General features: G+C 58.3%; 20 protein-coding genes. 8 read left to right on the top strand and 12 right to left on the bottom strand.

What is annotated here, in order from left to right; all coding sequences use genetic code 11:
• Positions 1–39 precede the first annotated feature (39 nt).
• The 6 genes from AC6CWS_RS12155 to ybiB all read left to right on the top strand — a co-directional run bounded on the left by AC6CWS_RS12155 (position 40) and on the right by ybiB (position 7,558).
• Positions 40–789, top strand: a complete 750-nt coding sequence (locus AC6CWS_RS12155) for an SDR family NAD(P)-dependent oxidoreductase (RefSeq protein WP_023288935.1) — start codon at positions 40–42, stop codon at positions 787–789.
• Between the two features lie 13 nt (positions 790–802).
• Entirely contained in the window at positions 803–1,648 is an 846-nt protein-coding gene (locus tag AC6CWS_RS12150) for a transketolase (RefSeq protein WP_065881904.1), read from the top strand.
• Positions 1,648–2,640 carry a transketolase family protein gene (locus tag AC6CWS_RS12145; RefSeq protein ID WP_080901307.1) on the top strand — a complete coding sequence of 331 codons (993 nt, stop codon included), beginning with the start codon at positions 1,648–1,650 and terminating at the stop codon, positions 2,638–2,640. Before AC6CWS_RS12150 ends, AC6CWS_RS12145 begins: the two co-directional genes overlap by 1 nt.
• A 215-nt stretch (positions 2,641–2,855) precedes the next feature.
• Positions 2,856–4,211: an ATP-dependent RNA helicase RhlE gene (gene rhlE, locus AC6CWS_RS12140; protein WP_044521817.1), complete on the top strand. Its 1,356-nt coding sequence runs from the start codon at positions 2,856–2,858 to the stop codon at positions 4,209–4,211.
• Positions 4,212–4,403: 192 nt separating this feature from the next.
• Positions 4,404–6,560 (top strand): ATP-dependent DNA helicase DinG, encoded by a 2,157-nt coding sequence (gene dinG, locus AC6CWS_RS12135; RefSeq protein WP_032455216.1) that lies wholly within the window; start codon positions 4,404–4,406, stop codon positions 6,558–6,560.
• A gap of 29 nt (positions 6,561–6,589) precedes the next feature.
• Positions 6,590–7,558: a DNA-binding protein YbiB gene (ybiB, locus tag AC6CWS_RS12130; RefSeq protein WP_048334492.1), complete on the top strand. Its 969-nt coding sequence runs from the start codon at positions 6,590–6,592 to the stop codon at positions 7,556–7,558.
• Positions 7,559–7,666: 108 nt separating this feature from the next.
• Here the strand turns inward: ybiB and ybiJ are convergent, their stop codons facing one another.
• The 4 genes from ybiJ to AC6CWS_RS12110 form a co-directional block, all read right to left on the bottom strand.
• Entirely contained in the window at positions 7,667–7,927 is a 261-nt protein-coding gene (ybiJ, locus tag AC6CWS_RS12125) for a DUF1471 family protein YbiJ (RefSeq protein ID WP_004176772.1), read from the bottom strand.
• Positions 7,928–8,212: 285 nt separating this feature from the next.
• The gene (locus AC6CWS_RS12120; protein WP_023288941.1) at positions 8,213–8,479 is read right to left on the bottom strand and encodes a DksA/TraR family C4-type zinc finger protein; all 267 of its coding nucleotides are present in this window, start codon (positions 8,477–8,479) and stop codon (positions 8,213–8,215) included.
• A 23-nt stretch (positions 8,480–8,502) separates the two neighbouring features.
• The gene (locus AC6CWS_RS12115; RefSeq protein ID WP_032455234.1) at positions 8,503–8,763 is read right to left on the bottom strand and encodes a YdgH/BhsA/McbA family protein; all 261 of its coding nucleotides are present in this window, start codon (positions 8,761–8,763) and stop codon (positions 8,503–8,505) included.
• A 141-nt stretch (positions 8,764–8,904) separates the two neighbouring features.
• A complete protein-coding gene (locus AC6CWS_RS12110) occupies positions 8,905–9,519 on the bottom strand; it encodes a flavin reductase family protein (protein WP_023288943.1) in 615 nt (204 codons plus the stop codon).
• A 96-nt stretch (positions 9,520–9,615) separates the two neighbouring features.
• Between AC6CWS_RS12110 and rlmF the strand changes: the two genes are divergently transcribed.
• Entirely contained in the window at positions 9,616–10,530 is a 915-nt protein-coding gene (gene rlmF, locus AC6CWS_RS12105) for a 23S rRNA (adenine(1618)-N(6))-methyltransferase RlmF (protein WP_044521825.1), read from the top strand.
• Here rlmF and ybiO read toward each other — a convergent pair whose 3' ends face one another.
• The 6 genes from ybiO to rhtA all read right to left on the bottom strand — a co-directional run bounded on the left by ybiO (position 10,531) and on the right by rhtA (position 17,132).
• Entirely contained in the window at positions 10,531–12,726 is a 2,196-nt protein-coding gene (gene ybiO / locus AC6CWS_RS12100) for a mechanosensitive channel protein (protein ID WP_065881901.1), read from the bottom strand. It lies immediately after the preceding gene.
• Between the two features lie 110 nt (positions 12,727–12,836).
• Positions 12,837–13,559, bottom strand: coding sequence for a glutamine ABC transporter ATP-binding protein GlnQ (gene glnQ / locus AC6CWS_RS12095; RefSeq protein WP_004212183.1), 723 nt, complete (start codon positions 13,557–13,559; stop codon positions 12,837–12,839).
• A complete protein-coding gene (gene glnP, locus AC6CWS_RS12090; protein WP_002895837.1) occupies positions 13,556–14,215 on the bottom strand; it encodes a glutamine ABC transporter permease GlnP in 660 nt (219 codons plus the stop codon). Before glnP ends, glnQ begins: the two co-directional genes overlap by 4 nt.
• Positions 14,216–14,340: 125 nt before the next feature.
• The gene (glnH, locus tag AC6CWS_RS12085; protein WP_004886198.1) at positions 14,341–15,087 is read right to left on the bottom strand and encodes a glutamine ABC transporter substrate-binding protein GlnH; all 747 of its coding nucleotides are present in this window, start codon (positions 15,085–15,087) and stop codon (positions 14,341–14,343) included.
• Positions 15,088–15,503: 416 nt separating this feature from the next.
• Positions 15,504–16,007 (bottom strand): DNA starvation/stationary phase protection protein Dps, encoded by a 504-nt coding sequence (dps, locus tag AC6CWS_RS12080; protein ID WP_004886200.1) that lies wholly within the window; start codon positions 16,005–16,007, stop codon positions 15,504–15,506.
• A gap of 237 nt (positions 16,008–16,244) precedes the next feature.
• Positions 16,245–17,132 carry a threonine/homoserine exporter RhtA gene (gene rhtA / locus AC6CWS_RS12075; protein ID WP_023288946.1) on the bottom strand — a complete coding sequence of 296 codons (888 nt, stop codon included), beginning with the start codon at positions 17,130–17,132 and terminating at the stop codon, positions 16,245–16,247.
• Positions 17,133–17,483: 351 nt separating this feature from the next.
• On the opposite strand from rhtA, the gene ompX reads away from it, so the two are divergent.
• Positions 17,484–17,996 (top strand): outer membrane protein OmpX, encoded by a 513-nt coding sequence (gene ompX, locus AC6CWS_RS12070; RefSeq protein ID WP_004886207.1) that lies wholly within the window; start codon positions 17,484–17,486, stop codon positions 17,994–17,996.
• Between the two features lie 97 nt (positions 17,997–18,093).
• Here ompX and AC6CWS_RS12065 read toward each other — a convergent pair whose 3' ends face one another.
• On the bottom strand, positions 18,094–19,674 hold the full coding sequence (locus AC6CWS_RS12065; RefSeq protein ID WP_065881899.1) for a phosphoethanolamine transferase: 1,581 nt from the start codon (positions 19,672–19,674) through the stop codon (positions 18,094–18,096).
• Between the two features lie 268 nt (positions 19,675–19,942).
• A complete protein-coding gene (gene mntS, locus AC6CWS_RS12060; protein ID WP_023288948.1) occupies positions 19,943–20,068 on the bottom strand; it encodes a manganase accumulation protein MntS in 126 nt (41 codons plus the stop codon).
• Positions 20,069–20,183: the final 115 nt, after the last annotated feature.

The raw sequence follows: 20,183 nt of genomic DNA, 5'->3' as shown, positions 1-20,183 counted from the left end.
CCTGTTAATTAATATGACGTAATGTCATGGAGTGAAACTATGTTATTAAAAGATAAAGTCGCCATTATTACTGGCGCAGCCTCCGCACGCGGTTTGGGTTTTGCGACCGCGAAATTATTCGCCGAAAACGGCGCGAAAGTGGTCATTATCGACCTCAATGGCGAAGCCAGTAAAACCGCCGCGGCGGCGCTGGGCGAAGGCCATCTCGGCCTGGCGACGAACGTCGCCGACGAAGTGCAGGTACAGGCGGCCATCGAACAGATTCTGGCGAAATACGGCCGGGTCGATGTGCTGGTCAATAACGCCGGGATCACCCAGCCGCTGAAGCTAATGGACATCAAGCGCGCCAACTATGACGCGGTGCTCGATGTCAGCCTGCGCGGCACGCTGCTGATGTCACAGGCGGTGATCCCCACGATGCGGTCGCAAAAATCCGGCAGCATCGTCTGCATCTCGTCCGTTTCCGCCCAGCGCGGCGGCGGTATCTTCGGCGGTCCGCACTACAGCGCGGCAAAAGCCGGCGTGCTCGGCCTGGCGCGGGCGATGGCGCGCGAGCTTGGCCCGGACAACGTCCGCGTTAACTGCATCACCCCGGGGCTCATTCAGACCGACATTACCGCCGGCAAGCTGACGGACGACATGACGGCCAATATTCTTGCCGGCATTCCGATGAACCGCCTCGGCGACGCGGTGGACATCGCCCGCGCCGCGCTGTTCCTCGGCAGCGACCTCTCTTCCTACTCCACCGGTATCACCCTGGACGTTAACGGCGGCATGTTAATTCACTAAGCGAGGCACAGAGATGAACATCACCGAATCACAAAAAGTCGCCGCGGCGGCGTGGCGTATCCGCCGCTATGCCCTGCAAATGGGAGAAGTTCAGGGGCAGGGCTATATTGGCCAGGCGCTGGGGTATGCCGATGTGCTGGCTACCGCCTTCAGTTACGCCATGACCTATCGCCCGGAAGATCCTGAGTGGGAGGGGCGCGATCGCTTCCTGCTTTCTCATGGCCATTACGCTATCGCTTATTATGCCGCGTTGCTGGAGGCGGGCATTATTCCGGAAGCGGAACTGGAAACCTACGGCTCCGACGACAGCCGCCTGCCGATGTCCGGCATGGCGACCTACACCCCGGGGATGGAGATGTCCGGCGGCTCGCTGGGGCAGGGGCTGTCTATCGCCGTCGGCATGGCGCTCGGCCTGCGGCAGAAACAGAGCAAGGCCTGGGTCTATAACTCGATGTCCGATGGGGAGCTGGATGAAGGTTCGACCTGGGAAGCGGCGATGTCGGCGGCTCACTATGGCCTGACCAACCTGATTAACCTTGTCGACGTCAACAAACAGCAGGCCGACGGCGATTCACGCAAAATCCTCGGCTTTGAGCCGCTGCAGGATAAATGGGCCGCCTTCGGCTGGTACGTGCAGCGCGTAGACGGTAACGATCTGCCGGCGGTGATGGCCGCCTTTGACATCGCGAAAAGTTATTCCGGCAACCAGCCGCGGGTCATTTTGTGCGACACGCTGATGGGCAAAGGGGTGCCGTTCCTCGAAACCCGCGATAAGAACCATTTTATTCGCGTCGATGCCGACGAATGGCAAAAAGCGATTGCGGTGCTGGACGCTAACAAACCGGAAGGAGTGCTGTAATGAGCCAGAGTAAACCTCGTTTAAAAACGTCGGCGATGATCGCCTCGATTGCCGATGAAGGCCAGGTCACCGTCTCTGCGCCCTTCGGCGTCGCGCTGTCGAAACTCGCGGCGGAGCGCCCGGCGATCGTCGGTATGACAGCGGACCTGTCAAAATATACTGACCTGCATATTTTCGCCCAGGCCTTCCCGGATCGCTTTTTCCAGATGGGAATGGCGGAGCAACTGCTGATGGCGGCGGCGGGAGGCATGGCGAAGGAGGGATTTATTCCCTTCGCCACCACCTATGCCGCCTTTGCGACCCGTCGCGCCTATGATTTTATTCATCAGGTGATCGCTGAAGAGCATCTGAACGTCAAGATTTGCGCGGCGCTACCGGGCCTGACGACCGGCTATGGCCCCAGTCATCAGGCCACCGAAGATCTGGCGATCATGCGTGGTATCCCCGGAATGGTCATCGTCGATCCCTGCGATGCGCTGGAGATTGAGCAGGCGGTACCAGCCATTGCCGATCACCATGGCCCGGTTTATATGCGCCTGCTGCGCGGGAAAGTGCCGCTGGTGCTGGATAAATACGACTATCAGTTCGAACTGGGCAAAGCGAAGCTGCTGGAGGACGGCAACGACGTGTTGATTATCTCCTCCGGGCTAATGACCATGCGCGCGCTGGAGGCGGTTGAAAAGCTGCGGGACGATAATATCAGCGTGGCGGTCCTGCACGTGCCGACCATCAAACCGCTGGATGAACAAGCGATTATTGAACAGGCGTCGAAGCCGGGTCGCCTGGTGGTCACCGCCGAAAACCACACCGCGGTCGGCGGGTTAGGAGAGGCGGTGGCCGCCCTGCTGATGCGCAAAGGGGTTCGCTGCGAGCTGGATACCGTAGGGCTGCCTGACGCGTTCCTGTTAGCCGGCGCGCTGCCGACCCTCCACGATCGCTACGGCATCTCCACCGCGAAGATCGTTGAAAAAATTAAGTATCGTCTGCGTTAACCGCGCTGCGGCGACCCGCCTGGCCGCTGAGCGCCCTCAGCGGCCTTCTTCCCCCCTCCAGCCAGGCGCGGCATTCTTTTGCAGATTTTATGCGGCCTGTCACAAAATCTGCTAGACTGCGCCCCTTCATGGCATTGTGGTTTTTGCCATATCTTATCGCAATAATCTCCCTGAAAACTACGCCCTTCACCGGGCCGGGGCGGTTCGGAGTTGTTATGTCTTTTGATTCCCTTGGCCTGAATCCCGATATCCTGCGCGCTGTCGCTGAGCAGGGCTACGTTGAGCCGACCCCTATCCAGCAGCAGGCGATCCCGGCGGTACTGCAGGGCCGCGACCTGATGGCCAGCGCCCAGACCGGCACCGGTAAAACGGCGGGCTTTACTCTGCCGCTGCTGCAGCGCCTGATCCAGAACGAGCCGCACGCAAAGGGTCGTCGCCCGGTGCGCGCGCTGATCCTGACCCCGACCCGCGAGCTGGCGGCGCAGGTGGGCGAGAACGTGCGGGATTACAGCAAATATCTGAATGTTCGCTCGCTGGTGGTGTTCGGCGGCGTGAGCATCAACCCGCAGATGATGAAGCTGCGCGGCGGCGTCGATATCCTCGTCGCCACCCCGGGCCGTCTGCTGGACCTGGAACACCAGAACGCCGTCAGCCTCGATAAAGTGGAAATCCTCGTACTGGATGAAGCGGACCGCATGCTGGATATGGGCTTTATCCATGACATCCGCCGCGTACTGGCTAAACTGCCGCCGCGTCGGCAGAACCTGCTGTTCTCGGCGACCTTCTCCGACGAGATCAAAGGCCTGGCTGAGAAACTGCTGCACAACCCGCTGGAAGTGGAGGTGGCGCGTCGCAACACGGCCTCCGAGCAGATCACCCAGCACGTCCATTTTGTTGACAAAAACCGTAAGCGCGAGCTGCTGTCGCAGCTTATCGGCGAAGGCAACTGGCAGCAGGTGCTGGTCTTTACCCGCACCAAGCATGGCGCCAACCACCTCGCGGAGCAGCTCAACAAAGACGGCATCCGCAGCGCGGCGATCCATGGCAACAAGAGCCAGGGGGCGCGTACCCGCGCGCTGGCCGACTTTAAATCCGGCGGCATTCGCGTGCTGGTGGCGACCGATATCGCCGCCCGCGGTCTGGATATCGAAGAGCTGCCGCACGTGGTGAACTACGAGCTGCCGAACGTGCCGGAAGATTATGTCCACCGTATCGGCCGTACCGGTCGCGCCGCGGCCACCGGCGAAGCCTTGTCGCTGGTGTGTGTGGATGAGCACAAGCTGCTGCGCGATATCGAGCGCCTGCTGAAGAAAGAGATCCCGCGCATCGCGATTGCCGGCTATGAGCCGGATCCGTCCATTAAAGCCGAGCCTATCCAGAACGGTCGCCAGCAGCGCGGCGGCGGTCGTGGTCAGGGTCAGGGACGCGGCGGCCAGGGCCAGGGGCGCAGCGGACAGCCGCGCAGCCAGAGCAGCGCCCCGCGTCGTCAGGACGGCGAGGCGCCGAAAGCGCGCACTCAGGACGGCAAACCGCCGCGCCGCCGTCGCCCGCGTAAACCGGCTGGCGAATAACAGGCTGATGCCCGGACCGCGAGAATGCGGTTAAGCACGGCTCAGGCCCGTCTGTCCGCTACGCGGCGGCGGGCCTTTTTCTTTCCATTACACTATTTGTCGAGCACGCTTCCACACTGAGCAGAAAGCAATACCTCCGGGCGGGCAAAAATGGCACAATAGTGGCTGTTTATACAGTATTCAGGTTTTCTCATGGCTTTGACCGCTGCGCTGAAAGCGCAAATCGCCGCCTGGTATAAGGCGCTTCAGGAACAGATCCCGGACTTTATTCCCCGCCCCCCGCAGCGGCAGATGATCGCTGATGTGGCGAAAACCCTCGCCGGGGATGAGGGCCGGCATCTGGCTATCGAAGCGCCGACCGGCGTGGGTAAAACGCTGTCATATCTGATCCCCGGCATTGCCATCGCCCGTGAGGAACAAAAAACGCTGGTGGTCAGCACCGCCAACGTCGCCCTGCAGGATCAAATCTACAGTAAAGACCTGCCGCTGCTGCGCAAGATTATCCCCGACCTGCGCTTCACCGCCGCCTTCGGTCGCGGACGCTACGTCTGCCCGCGCAATCTGACGGCGCTGGCCAGCACCGAGCCGACGCAGCAGGATCTGCTGGCCTTCCTCGACGACGATCTCACCCCGAACAACCAGGCCGAGCAGAAGCTGTGCGCGACGCTGAAGCAGGATCTCGACAGCTACCGCTGGGACGGGCTGCGCGACCATACCGACAAAGCCATCGACGATGGGCTGTGGAGCCGGCTGAGCACCGATAAGGCCAGCTGCCTGAACCGCAACTGCCACTACTATCGGGAGTGTCCGTTCTTTGTGGCGCGGCGGGAAATTCAGGAGGCGGAAGTGGTGGTGGCCAACCATGCGCTGGTGATGGCGGCGATGGAGAGCGAGGCGGTGCTGCCGGAGCCGAAAAACCTGCTGCTGGTCCTCGATGAAGGCCATCATCTGCCGGACGTCGCCCGCGACGCGCTGGAGATGAGCGCCGAGATCACCGCCCCCTGGTTTCGCCTGCAGCTGGATCTGTTCTGCAAGCTGGTGGCTACCTGCATGGAGCAGTTCCGCCCGAAAACCACGCCGCCGCTGGCCAATGCGGAGCGGCTCGCCGGCCATTGCGAAGAGCTGTTCGAGCTGATTGCGTCGTTGAATAATATTCTCAATCTCTATATGCCCGCCGGTCAGGACGCGGAGCATCGCTTCCCGATGGGTGAACTGCCGCAGGAGGTGATGGAGATCTGCCAGCGGCTGGCGAAGCTCACCGAGACGCTGCGCGGGCTGGCGGAGCTGTTCCTTAACGATCTCAGCGAAAAGACCGGCAGCCATGACGTGGTGCGCCTGCATCGGGTGCTGCTGCAGATGAACCGCGCCCTCGGCATGTTTGAAAGCCAAAGCAAGCTGTGGCGTCTGGCGTCGCTGGCGCAGTCCTCTGGCGCGCCGGTGACCAAATGGGCGACGCGGGTGGTGCGCGACGGCCAGATCCACGTCTGGTTCCACTGCGTCGGCATCCGCGTCAGCGATCAGCTTGAACGACTGCTGTGGCGCAGCGTGCCGCATATCGTGGTGACGTCAGCGACGCTGCGCTCTCTAAACAGCTTCTCGCGCCTGCAGGAGATGAGCGGCCTGAAGGAGAAAGCGGGCGACCGCTTCGTGGCGCTGGATTCGCCGTTCAACCACGTAGAGCAGGGGAAAATTATTATTCCTCAAATGCGCTATGAACCGCTGATGGATAACGAAGAGCAGCACATCGCTGAGATGGCAGCCTATTTTCGCCAGCAGGTGGAGAGCAAGAAACATCTCGGGATGCTGGTGCTGTTCGCCAGCGGGCGAGCGATGAATCGCTTCCTGGAGCATGTGACCGATCTGCGCCTGATGCTGCTGGTGCAGGGCGACCAGCCGCGCTACCGGCTGGTGGAGCTGCATCGCAAACGGGTGGAAAGCGGCGAGCGCAGCGTGCTGGTGGGCCTGCAGTCCTTCGCCGAAGGTCTCGATTTAAAAGGCGATCTGTTAAGCCAGGTGCATATCCATAAAATCGCCTTTCCGCCCATCGACAGCCCGGTAGTGATCACCGAAGGCGAATGGCTGAAAAGCCTCAATCGTTATCCCTTCGAGGTACAGAGTTTGCCCAGCGCCTCCTTTAATCTTATTCAGCAGGTGGGGCGTCTGATCCGTAGCCATCACTGCTGGGGAGAGGTGGTGATTTACGATAAGCGTCTGTTGACCAAAAACTACGGCGCGCGTCTACTGAACGCGTTACCTGTTTTTCCCATAGAGCAGCCGGGCGTCCCGGAGGTTATAGTAAAACGTAAAGCAAAACAGACAGCAAAACAGACAGGCCGCAAACGTCGTTGACGCCGGCGCGTGACGCAACAGGGGGAGCCATGGAGTACAGCAAAATTATAAAAGAGGTGGGCCGCGGTAAGAATCATGCCCGCGACCTGGATGAAGAGACCGCCCGTGCGCTCTACGCGCGGATGCTGAACGGCGAGGTGCCGGAGCTGGAGCTGGGGGGAATATTAATCGCCCTGCGCATCAAAGGCGAAGGCGAAGCGGAGATGAAAGGCTTTTACGCCGCGATGCAGCAGCATACTCTGCGCCTGACCCCGCCGGCAGGCAAGCCGATGCCGATCGTTATCCCCAGCTACAACGGCGCGCGCAAGCAGGCGAACCTGACGCCGCTGCTGGCGATGCTCCTGCACAAGCTGGGGTTTCCGGTCGTGGTTCACGGCGTCAGTCACGATCCGACCCGGGTGCTGACCGAGACCATTTTTACCCTGCTGGACATTCCGGCTACCCGGCATGCCGGCCAGGCTCAGGCGCAGCTGGAGGGGCATGAACCGGTGTATATCCCGGTGGGGGCCTTCTGCCCGCCGCTGGAGAAACAGCTGGCGATGCGCTGGCGGATGGGCGTGCGCAACAGCGCCCATACGTTGGCCAAACTGGCCACGCCGTTTGGCGAAGGGGAGGCGTTACGTCTCTCCAGCGTATCGCATCCGGAATATGTTCCCAGGGTGGCGGGCTTCTTTCGCGAGACCGGTGGCCGCGCGCTGCTGATGCACGGTACCGAAGGCGAAGTGTACGCCAACCCGCAGCGCTGCCCGCAGATCAGCCTGATCGATGACCAGGGCGTGCGGGCGCTGTGCGACCGTCAGACCGAGGCAGCGGCGGAGGAAGTCATTCTGCCGGCCTCGAAAGATCCCGAAGTGACCGCGCGCTGGATCGAGCGCTGCGTCGCCGGCGTCGAACCGGTACCCCACTCGCTGAAGATCCAGCTTGCCTGCTGTCTGCTGGCCTGCGGGGAGGTCTCAACCCTGGAGCAGGGGCTCAGCCGCGTCAACGACTGCTGGTGATCGGATCGGCAGGATAAAAAAAGCCCGTCCGGTGGCTCGGACGGGCAAGGCAAGGGTATTAAAGGTCTTTTCAGGGTTAATTCAGTGGCTTACAGGGTTGAGCTGCGATTATTTATAGATAACCGCGGTACCGCTCAGTTTGTTGTTGGTGTTAGCGGAAGTGATGCTATAGCCGGTTGCGCCAGCGGCTTCGGCTTTAGCAGCCAGTTTCGCTTCCAGACCATCTAACGTGGTTGCGCCTTGCGCAGACACCACGCCGATCTTATTCATGCTTTCAGCCTGAGCGGGGGTAACCGGCTCGGCGGCAAAGGCGCCAAAGGAAAGGGCGGTCAGAGCGATGGCAGCGGCAGCATATTTGATGTTTTTCATAGTTAATCTCTCGCAGGTTGTTCTGTTCAGGGGACGATGTTCCGTCGATGTGATAAGTATCACGCTTTTTTGCGGGAGATAAAATCGAAGGAAATTCACAGTCTTCATCTAATTTTTTGAATGATTAATAATTTACTGATTATTAATAAATTATTTCTTATTCTTTTCGTCTGATGGCGGAGCGAGGGGGACCGGCACGCTTAAGGGCACATATTGCGACATTTATCGCCAAAAAGTGTGCGCGAAAAGATAATGCGAAAGGCTGTCATGAACGGTAAAGGAAAGTCAGCGTAGCTGGCTATCCTTGGAACCACGGCGATTATATCCTGAAAATGTATTGTTATGTAAATCTTTCTCCTGCTGGCACTTCACGCAGTATCTCACCCCGGGTATCGCCTGTCGACGCGCCTCCGGAATCGGCTCTCCGCATTCATCACAAAATTTGTTGCTTTCGCCGTGCGGAAGCTCGCGGCGGGCGCGCGCCACCGCATCGTCAATGGTGCTGTCGATCTGATCCTGTACGGCGCCATCGCCTGCCCAACCTGATGCCATTGTCTGCCTCCTGTAAAAAAGGGTTATTGATAAATTATAGCTGAACCGTACAGCCGGTTACCGCTGCTGGCGGCATTGACCCGCCAGGCTATCGCCCCACGACGGTGGGCCTTATCCGCGAGGGCGGCCACCAGGTCGTCAAGGGTGCGGGCGCCGGAGGCGGAGACGGTGCCGACAGGACGCAGCGGCCCGTCATAGGGCAGTACGGGGGGCGGCGGCAGGGAAGAGGCCGCGTCGGCCTGAGCGGCAAGCGCAGCGGCAAACAGCAGCGAGGTGATTTTCATCAGCATATCCTCATAAACAGCATGGGACATAGCTTAAGTGTAGGCCTTTCCAGCCCGCGCGGTAGGGAATTTTTTATGCAAAAACAAGGCGTTTCGCCCGCAACCGGCGCAGGGTAGCGGTCCCCGCGCCAGGGATATTATTTAACGGGCATCCGGGCGGATCATGTCAAAACGCAGGCTGTCATCAATACTGTAATAGGCGCTCGGCCCCCCGGCACGCAGGATCGGCTGAGCGCGGGCGGTTTGATAGATGCCGTTCTCCAGCAGTGATTCATCGATATGCACGGCGACCACTTCGCCGAGCACCAGCCATGTATCGACAAGGTTGCCGTCGGCGGTGGTGAGCTGAATACATTGCGACAGGCGGCACTCAAAGTTCACCGGGCTCTCCGCCACCCGGGGGGCCTTGACCAGGCGGCTGGCGGCGGCGGTGAGTCCGGCGCGCACGAATTCATCCTCATGGTGCGGGATCGAGGCGGAGGTTTCGTTCATCGCGGCGGCCAGCGGGCGCGTCGCCAGGTTCCAGACGAACTCCTTCGTTTCGACGATATTTCGCACGCTGTCTTTCCAGCCGCTGCTGGCGAAACCAATGATCGGCGGGCGATAGTTAAAGCAGTTAAAAAAGCTGTATGGCGCCAGATTACGCTGGCCCTCGGCGTCCTGCGAGGCGATCCAGCCTATCGGGCGAGGCCCGATTATTGCGTTGAGCGGGTCATGCGGCAGGCCGTGGCCCTGCGAAGGTTGATAAAAGTACATGCTGCACCTGTCACGGATAAAGGAGATATCCAGACTCCCTTATTTACCGAGCGGCCGTCAACGGGTATCTTACGCGGCTGTTCAAAGGAGATTGTCATGAAAGCCCAGAAACCGGGGTTACACCCGCGTAACCGCCACCATCAACGCTACGACCTGCCCGCGCTCTGCCAGGCGCATCCTGACCTGCAGGGATACATTACGCTCAATCCGCTGGGTGAGCAGACCATTGATTTTGCCAATCCGCAGGCGGTAAAGGCGTTGAATAAAGCGCTGCTGGCGCATTTCTACGCGGTCAAACACTGGGACATTCCTGATGGTTTTCTCTGTCCGCCGGTGCCCGGGCGGGCCGATTATATTCATCATCTGGCGGATCTGCTGGCCGGGGACAGCGGCGAAGTGCCGAAGCAAGCCACGATCCTTGATATTGGCACCGGCGCCAACCTCATTTATCCCCTGATCGGCGTTCACGAGTACGGCTGGCGCTTTACCGGCAGCGAAATCAGTCCGGAAGCCTTCGCCAGCGCCCAGGCGATTGTCAATGGCAACCCGGGGTTGACCCGGCAGATCCGTCTGCGTCGGCAAAAAGAGAGCCAGGCTATCTTCCACGGCGTGATCCACAAAAACGAGACCTATGACGCCACGCTGTGTAATCCGCCGTTCCATGACTCCGCAGAGAGCGCCCGGGCGGGCGGTGAGCGCAAGCGCCGCAATCTCGGACTCGGCGCCGACAGCGGGCTTAACTTTGGCGGTCAGCAGCAGGAGCTGTGGTGCGAAGGGGGCGAAGTGGCCTTTATCTCGCAGATGATCCGCGAAAGTCAGGCCTTCGCCCGCCAGGTGAAATGGTTTACCTCGCTGGTGTCGCGCGGCGACAATCTGCCGCCGCTCTACCGCCTGCTGACCGAGGTCGGGGCCGTGAAAGTGGTGAAAAAAGAGATGGCCCAGGGGCAAAAGCAGAGCCGCTTTATTGCCTGGAGCTTTATGGACGACGCCAAACGCCGCCGTCCGTTCTAACTACTCCGCGGCCGGGCTGTCGGCGCCCGGCATCGGCAGCTGCTGCCAGGTTTGTACCGGGGCGCGAACCCCGGCGCGGTCGAAGTGCTTTTTCACCTGGGTGTCGAGGGCAAAACGCACCGTCCACTGCTTCAGCGGCAGGGTGGTGAAGTTGACGCGCAGCGTAAAGGCGGTATTGCTCAGCCCCACCAGCCCGGCGAACGACGGTTCGCCAATGATCAGGCCGCGGATCTCCTCCTGGGCCAGCAGATCGTCCACCGCCGCCTTCAGCGCCTGACTGGCTTTATCCAGATCCTCATGGCGGTCGACGTCATAGTTGGCCACCACCGAGCCAATGCCGCGCACGAAGTTGGCAAAGGTGGTGATCGAGGACCAGGGGATAATGTGATAAGCGCCGGTATCCTGGCGCACCCCCACTGAGCGAATCGACATCCGTTCCACCGTGCCGGTCAAGGGACCGATGGTGACCAGGTCGCCGGTATTCATCCCGTTCTCAAACTGGATAAAAATGCCGGTGATAATGTCTTTAACCAGGGTTTGCGCGCCAAACGAGATGGCCAGCCCCAACGCCCCGGCGCCGGCCAGCAGCGGCGCGATATTGACCCCAATCTCCGAGAGCAAAATCATCACCGTGATGGTGCTGATCACCACCGCCAGCGCGTTGCGAAACAGCGTCAGCAGCGTCCGGGCCCGTGCGCTGGGCAGCGGGCGGCCATGGATATCCGAGGCCAGCCGGTTTTCGATCAGGCTGGCCAGCACCGTCCAGCCGATAGCGGAGAAGAAGAGGATAAGGGCGATACGGATCAGCACATCCACCGTTTTTTGCCCGGCATCGTTGTGCAGCCATTCGCGGAAGTCAAACAGCCCCCAGGCGCTCAGGAGCAGCATGATGGCGACGCAGACGGTGAGAATACGCGCTGCCTTCAGCGACGCGGAGATCCAGCCGTTCAACCGCTTTTGCAGCTCAGGATAGTTGCGCTGAGTGGCAGGGGAGAGGGTGATGGTTTTGGCTATCCAGCGCGACAGGATGCCGGACACCAGCGCCGCGCCGCCGATAATCGCCAGGCTGCGCAGGGTGGCGCCCATCATAAATTTCAGGCTGTTGCCCGGGTCGAACAGGGAAAAGAAAAAGAGCACTACAAAGTAGGCGCAGGCCAGCCAGTGCCAGATCAGAGCGAAGGCGCGGATAAACAGGCTAAAGAAGGAGAGCGAGCGGTCAGCCAGATGGATCAGCCCCTGCGTAATCGCCGCTTTGTTATGGAAAATCAGATACAGCGCCCACAGCGTAATGCACAGCATGATGACGACGTTAGCCAGCGCGCCGACCTGAACATTCACCTGGTTGGAGATAATCGGCACCGCGACGATCAGGCCGTAGCCGATCAGGCTGCTGAGGGCGCTCAGGCGCAGGCTCCAGTAGGAGGCGGCCTCGTCGCTGAGGTTAAAGGGCCTGAGCGCCGGGATGCGCGGGCAGAAAATGAGCCGCAGGATGGCTTTAAAGAATTCGATCAGCGCGAAGGCGTTGAGGAAAAGGCTCTGCTGGAAGGCGATAGTAGGGTTGTCGCCATTCAGGCGATCGCTCAACAGCTGACCGACAAACAGGGTCAGCGCCAGCAGCAGCAGATCGATGATAAACGCCCCGGCGATGGTCAACGGCAGCTGGAGCCAGTTTCCGCGATCGCGGTTTTTATGCCGTCCCCATTCGCCCATTTTACGATACAGCGGCAGCGCCGCGAGGCGTACCAGCCACCAGAAGGCAAACACCAGCCCGGCCAGCAGTAAAAAATGCCAGGCGGCGTTGGTAAAGGTTTGCGGATTAAAGGGCTTATGCGGCGAGCCGGTAATATTGCGCCACAGCTGGGAGAAGCGCGATGAGAGCGCATCGCCATATTCCCGGCTGATCTGCGTGACGTTCTCCAGCACCGTGGTCTCTTCTTTCACCGCCGGCGGCGTTAGCGTCGGGGTGCTGTCGGGCGGCGGCGTGGCGGCCGCTTTACGCAGCTGGTCAATGAGCTCCTGGCGGGCGGAGTCGTTGGCCAGCACGTCGGCCAGCGCGGCATAGGCCGCTCTTTTCTGTTCTACATCGGGTTCGCTGGCGCTGGTTTTATCGGCATTAGCGGTCGGCACGCCGGGCAGGGCGGCGGCGGAAAGCGGGGGAGTAAACAGCGCAGCGAGCAAAAGCAGGATCCACGGCATGGGCACCTCCGTTGCAACGTAAACGGGTAAGTATAGAAGCCGATGGCGGAAGGGGAGGGAAGAGGAATCTGGAAAGCGGCTCTCTCCGCGACGGAGAGAGCCGTTGTGGGTCAGGCGACGTGCTGCAGGAATTCCCGCAGACGCGGGCTTGGCGGGTTGTTTACCAGCTCCTGTGGGTTGCCGTCTTCGGCAATTCGTCCCTTGTCGATAAAGATCAGTCGCGAGGCCACTTTTTCGGCAAAGCCGATTTCGTGGGTCACAATCACCATCGTCATGCCCTCTTCCGCCAGATCCTGCATCACCTTGAGCACTTCATGACGCAGTTCCGGGTCGAGCGCGGAGGTGGGCTCATCAAATAGCATCATCTTCGGCTTCACCGCCAGCGCGCGGGCGATGGCCACACGCTGCTGCTGGCCGCCGGAGAGTTCAGACGGATAGTGATGCGCGCGCTCTGCCAGACCGACTTTCGCCAACAGATCTTTCGCCAGCTTTTCCGCCGCCTGCTTGCTGGCGCCGCGTACCCGCAGCGGGCCAAACATCACGTTTTCCAGCGCCGTGAGGTGCGGGAACAGGTAAAACTGCTGGAACACCATCCCGGCTTCCTGACGAATCAGACGTTCGTCCACCTTCGGATCGTTGACCTTCAGGCCATCGACAATCAGATCGCCGCTGGTGATCTCTTCCAGTTTATTGATGCAGCGCAGCATCGTCGATTTACCGGAGCCGGACGGGCCGATAATGACCACCACTTCACCCTGATTGATTTTCAGAGAGATATCGTGCAGTACCTGGGTCGGGCCAAAGTGCTTGGAGACGTTTTTAAATTCAATCACAGGATTTTCATCCTTCTTTCAAGACGACGCAGAATAAAGCTCAGGACCAGGGTGATGATCAGGTAGATCACGGCAACGGCGCTCCAGATTTCCAGTGCGCGGAAGTTGCCGGCGATGATCTCCTGTCCCTGACGGGTCAGTTCGGCGACGCCGATGACGATGAACAGCGAGGTGTCCTTGATGCTGATGATCCACTGGTTGCCCAGCGGCGGCAGCATGCGGCGCAGCGCCAGCGGCAGGATCACGTGGCGAATGGTTTCGCGACGCGACAGGCCCAGCGCCAGGCCCGCTTCGCGGAAGCCTTTATGAATGGAGAGCACCGCGCCGCGGGTAATTTCCGCGATATAGGCGCCCGAGTTAATCATGATGGTCACTACCGCTGCGGAGAAGGGGTCGATGCGCAGGTCGCTAAAGGCCATCGGCAGCGCAAAGTAGATGAACATAACCTGCACCACAATCGGGGTGCCGCGAATGATTTCAATAAACACCAGCGCGATGTGGTTGGCGATCCAGCCGCCGAAGCAGCGGGCGAAACCGGCCACCAGACCGATGATCAGGCCGCCGGCCAGGCCGAGGACGGAAATCCACAGCGTCATTTTGGCGCCTTCCAACAAAATCGGAATGGCGGGCCAGATGGCACTCCAGTCAAACTGCATAATACGTTCCTGTTACCGTGTCGAGAGCAGAGGAAAGCCTCCGCCAAAATACTGTCTCCCGCAACGTCTGTGCCGGAAGACCGTTGTGAAGTCGCCGGGACTGCGCCCGGCGATGTACGTTTTTATTATTTTGGTTCAGTGCCGAACCATTTTTTATAAATTTCGTTGTAGGTGCCGTTCTCGCGCAGCGTTTTCAGCGCACCGTTCACTTTCTCACGCAGCTCGTCGCTGCCTTTCGGGAAGGCGATACCGTAGTTTTGCGCTTCCAGTGATTCACCTACCGCTTTGAATTTGCCGTTGCCCGCGGTTTTGATGAAGTAGAGGATGTTCGGCGTATCGTGCAGGACGGCATCCGCGCGGCCGGTACCCAGCTCCATGTAGGCGTTATCGATATTCGGGAACTGACGCAGATCTTTGGTTTTGATATTGGCTTTCGCGTAGTCAACGGAGCCGGTGCCGCTCTTCACCGCGACCACTTTGCCGTTCAGATCTTTCACATCTTTGATGTCGTTATTATTGGCGTTGACCATCACCAGCAGGCCGCTCTTGTAGTAGCCGTCAGAGAAGTCGATGGCTTTTTTACGCTCGTCGGTAATGGTGATCCCCGCCAGCGCCAGATCGATATTTTTGGTTTGCAGCGCCGGGATAATGCCGCTGAAGTCCATTGGCTTCAGGGTGTAGTCGAGCTTCAGCTCTTTGGCGATGGCCGCCCACAGGTCAACGTCAAAACCCACATACTTATCGCCTTGCTTAAATTCGAACGGGACGAACGCCGTATCGGTGGCGACAACCAGGGTCTTATTGGCGGCATGGGAAGAAACCGCAAAAGCCAGGGTCAGTGCAGCCAGTGAAACTTTAAATACAGACTTCATAGCATTTCCTTTTATATCCACGGGACGATCCCCTGCGAGAACGACTAGCCTAATGAAAAAATCGTGCCACTTTTACAAGCTGTTGTTTTTCAACAAACGAAGCGGTAGCCGTTGCACAATATCGATCGTTTCAGGCAAAGAGTGCACCATAACGGGGCGTTATTTTGGTGCATCCTGAGGTCGCTGAATTACGAGCCCATTTTTAGCGCAAACCCTGATGGGAAAACAATCTCGCCGTAACGATTGTGTGAGGTGATTATTACAATTGTTTTACTTTTGTGCGCATTTTCATCAATTTGACGCCCTGAAATGGTGCAAGGCCAGCGGGTGAGGGAAAAAGGAGGAGGGGAAAACAACAAGGGCTGGGTGGAAAAAGCAAAGGCGCCGTCGACCGCGCTGCGGCCGACGGCAAAGCCTTACTCGATATTCGCTTCAATAAACCACAGGAATTTATCCAGGTCGCGGGAAGCGGCGGTGAAGATATCTGCGGTATCTTCGTCTTTAGCTTCGCCGATCGCTTTGCGCACATCGTTAGCCACTACCGCGTAGCGGTCAGCCAGCGCTTTCAGGTGATCCTGAACATGATGGATATCCAGTGGGTAGCTCTGCAGCGGGGTTTTGCTGTTGATCACCTGAGTGGTGCCCAAGGCGACGCCGCCCAGCTGCACGGCGCGCTCCGCCATGGTATCCAGATGCTCAGTGAGCGCAGTACGGAAACCGTCCAGCATTTCGTGCACGGCGATAAAGTTCGCACCGCGCATATTCCAGTGTGCCTGCTTGGTGATAAGGGACAGGTCAATGAACTGGATCACCTGGCGATTCAACAGCTCAATGGTCGCTTTCTTTTCGCTGTCAGCGACATCGTTGCGGGTATAGACCAGATTAGATGCTTTTGATTTAACCAGTTTAGCGGTACTCATCGTTTCATATCCTCTTGATATTGATGCTCGTCACACTTCAAAACTGAATGATGTGGAGCGTTGTCCCAGGTAACTTCGGGACTAAGTATAGCAAGGGTTTTAAAGTATGAGGCATCGGCAGGCCATATCACTCCGATAGCGCAAAATGGTTGGCTATTTGAAAAAACAAGTCCAATCAGAAGGTTAGCGAAGGCTGGCAGGCCCGCAACTGGCGCGGGCCGCCGCCGTAACAGAATGTTAATTGATATCGACTTGCTTGATTTTGCTCTGCCGCTGCATGGTCAGCGTGGCGCCCATTGAGGCGATGATAATGGCGCCCAGCGCCAGGGTCTGGGAGAGGTTCAGGGTTTCGCCAAGGAAGATCATACCGGACAGGGCGGCTAGCGCCGGCTCGAGGCTCATCAGCGTACCGAAGGTGCGCGTCGGCAGGCGCGTCAGGGCCATCATCTCCAGGGAGTAGGGGAGTGCGGTGGAGAGAATGGCAATCCCCAGCCCCAGGGGCAGCAGCGACCATTGCCACAGCGTATCGGTGGCTTGCGCCATACCTAACGGGACAAAGACCAGCGAGGCGATAAGCGACCCCATCGCCACCGTGGCTGGACCATGCTCCTCGCCCGCGCGCTGGCCGGTCAGAATATAGACCGCCCAACAGGCCCCGGCGCCGAGAGCGAACAGCGCGCCGGTTAAATCCACCTGCGCCACGTTCTGCCCCAGCGGCAGGAGATACCACAGCCCGAGGATCGCCAGCGCCACCCAGACAAAATCCAGCGGGCGGCGCGAGCCGAAAAGCGCCACCGCCAGCGGGCCGGTAAACTCGAGGGCCACCGCCACGCCGAGCGGAATACGCTGCAGGGATAAATAAAACAGATAGTTCATCGCCCCGAGCGCCAGGCCGTACAGCAGCAGCGGCACGCGCTGCGCCGGAGAGAAACGTAGCCGCCAGGGCTTGAACACCACCACCAGGATCAGCGTCCCGAGCGCCAGGCGCAGGGCGGTAACTCCCGGGGCGCCGACCACCGGGAACAGCGATTTGGCGAGCGATGCGCCGCTCTGAATCGAGGTCATAGCGATTAAAATCACCACTATCGGCAACCATGCCGCCGCTTTTCGGGATGGACCGGGCATCCTTTCTCCTGTCAATTTTTGTCAAAAGGGGTAAAAGTTCCAGTGTACTGGAATTAGCTGCTGGCGGTTGAGCTAATGTTGAAAAAAACAGGGGTAAAAACAGTACAATGGCGAAAGTTGCTGAGAAATTCACCAGGTGATTAGGATTAATCTGGATGCTTGCGAATTTCTTAATGAGCGTTAAACTGTAAGTTAACGCCAAAAACTCTTGTTTTCCATATTGTTATAGAAATATGGAAACTTTTGGTTACATGAAAAAGTATGTTAGACAATGTAAACTCCAAAGAGTTTCCCAAAAGTTTTTGATATATTTAAGGCTTAGGACTTATTAGAAACACATTTGAGGTGGTTATGAATAAAATTGCACGTCTTTCAGCACTGGCCGTTGTTCTGGCTGCATCCGTAGGTACCACTGCATTTGCTGCAACTTCTACCGTAACCGGCGGTTACGCGCAGAGCGACATGCAGGGTAAAGCGAACAAAGCTGGCGGTTTCAACCTGAAATACCGTTACGAGCAAGATAACAACCCGCTGGGCGTTATCGGTTCCTTCACCTACACCGAAAAGGATAATAACAGCAACGGTACTTACAACAAAGGTCAGTACTACGGCATCACCGCTGGTCCGGCTTACCGTCTGAACGACTGGGCAAGCATCTACGGCGTAGTGGGTGTTGGTTACGGTAAATTCCAGAACAACAACTTCCCTAATAAATCCGATATGAGCGACTACGGTTTCTCCTACGGTGCTGGTCTGCAGTTCAACCCGATCGAAAACGTTGCCCTGGACTTCTCCTACGAGCAGTCTCGTATTCGTAACGTTGACGTCGGCACCTGGATCGCTGGCGTGGGTTACCGCTTCTAATCACTCCGGTGATATAAAAAATCCGCCTCCTGGGGCGGATTTTTTTTTGCCTGCTGACCGCCAGCCCGGCCGGTTGGCCGGCGCTGACCGCGTCGTTTTAGTTGATGTTGAACTCATCGCTGCCGAGGTGTGAATAGTCCACCTTCTGCAGCTGGAAGTTGGTGATATACACCGGGCCGGCCTTCTGCTCAGAGATAAACCGATAGCGCGGGGCGATTTCCGCCGCCTTGATGCCGGTCCATTGCGAGAAGAAGCTGAGGAAATCATTCGCCGAGCGCTGCGCCTTAATGACTTTATGCGCTTTGTCATCGCTGGAGAGCACCATAAACGGCACCTGGAAGTTCTGCTGGAACTTATCGTCGTGCGCCAGATACTGCACCTCTTTGCCTCGCTCCTTGAACGCCAGACCATGATCGGAAAAGTAGGTCAGGGAAAAGGTGTCGCCGGAATTTTGCAACTGGCTGTAGAGCTTAGCCAGCAGGGTATCGGTTTGCGTCATGCTGTAGAGATAGCAGGAGGTCTCTTTCGACTGGACGAAAACCGTATATTTGCCTTTGGTCCGGTCGCAGGCCTGCGGGTGCGAGCCCATCAGATGCAGAACAATCAGCTGCGGCTGGGTGCGCTGGGTGGAGAGCACCTGCTCGGTCAGCTTCAGTAACTGCTCGTCCTGGGTGTTTTTATTGGCTTCGAAATCGCCGTTTTTCAGGAACTGCACTTCATCCGCCCGTTTGGCGATACTGGCGATAGCGGTGTCGTACTCGCCGATCTGCCCCTGGTTGGAGAACCACCAGGTCTGGAAACCGGCGCGGTTGGCGAGGGTGACAAAGTTATCCTGAAACTGCGGTTTGCCATCGACCACCCGGTTAAGGGTCAGGCCGAGGGATTTTTGTGTCGAGCCGCTGGCGGCGACGTAGTTGTTAAACAGATACCCGTTCACCGAGCTGGCAAACGGCGTGTTGTCCCAGTGGCCACCGAAGGCGCCGAGGGCGTCGCGGCGGGCGCTTTCACCGATCACCACCACATAGAGATGGTACTTCGGCTTCACCGCCAGCACGTGCCAGCTATCTTTCATGCCGGCCAGCTGCGCCATCCGCGCCTGCTCGTCCAGCACCTCGTTATTATTCACCACCACGTCTTTGACAAAACGGAAGGCCGGGTAACCAGTATCGATTACCTTGAATACACCGCCCCAGGCGAGATTTTGCACCGGCTGGAGAAAAAAGATCCCGATGCTGAACAGCAGGCCCAGGGTCTCCATTTTTCCCCAGCGGGTCTGCTCGACGATCCTGCGGCGGACCGCAATGATCCCCAGCGCGAAGATAAATACCGCCAGCAGATAGTTGTACCACGGGAAGATGGTGAGGATTTCCGTGGACTCTTCCACGTTGGTGGCGTGCAGCGCCAGCAAGGTATTGAAGTTGGGCGCGCCGTAAGCCTGGCCAAACGGGTAGTAGAGGGCCGCCAGCAGAGAATAAGCGCCGACCACTCCTTTCTGCACGCGCGGAAAGGCACGCCACAGAAGATGTAACACGCAGGTAAATGCCACGGTATAGAGCAGGCTAAATTCATAGCCCAGCGCCAGGTTAATCAACAGCGATTGTAAAAAGTAGAATCCTGTCCATGGGTTCAGTGCCAGTCGGCGGGCGACCAGCGTATCTTTCAGGGTGGTGACATTCATAGTAAACAATCAAAAAGAGGCCATGCGCATCCCCTGGCTTCAAGGGGTAAAACCTGCTGGACAGTGCGTGAAGAGGGTCTCTGCGAGCCGCGAATGTGGCAGGGCTGTGCAAAGATAGGGCTTGTAAATGGTAAGGTCAACCAGACATAACAGATTGTTTTGCGAGGACGCTTACAAAACTTGAAAAAAGGTGGGGGAAACGGGATAAACCGGTCAGTTTAGCGGCAGATGATGACGGAAAAATGAAGCGGCGTACCGCGACGCCGCCTTAGCGATGGGGTTTGTCCTGCTGCGGTTTACCGTTGATCATTTCGCACAGCATACCGAGCAGCATTAAGCGTACTTTAAAGGGTGAATGGCTGAACACGTTTAAGCACCTCTTGAATTCGTTCATCTGCTCTCCTCCTGCCTGTTCGCTCCATCACTCCCTGATGGATGTTTGCATTATATACAGATATAGCACAGGCTATATTTTATAGCTATGGCTAAAACGTTAAATTTTTGTGCTC

This window comes from Klebsiella sp. M041 (assembly GCF_059759695.1).
Note: the sequence above shows the minus strand (reverse complement) of the source record. Positions and strands in the feature narration are given on the sequence as shown.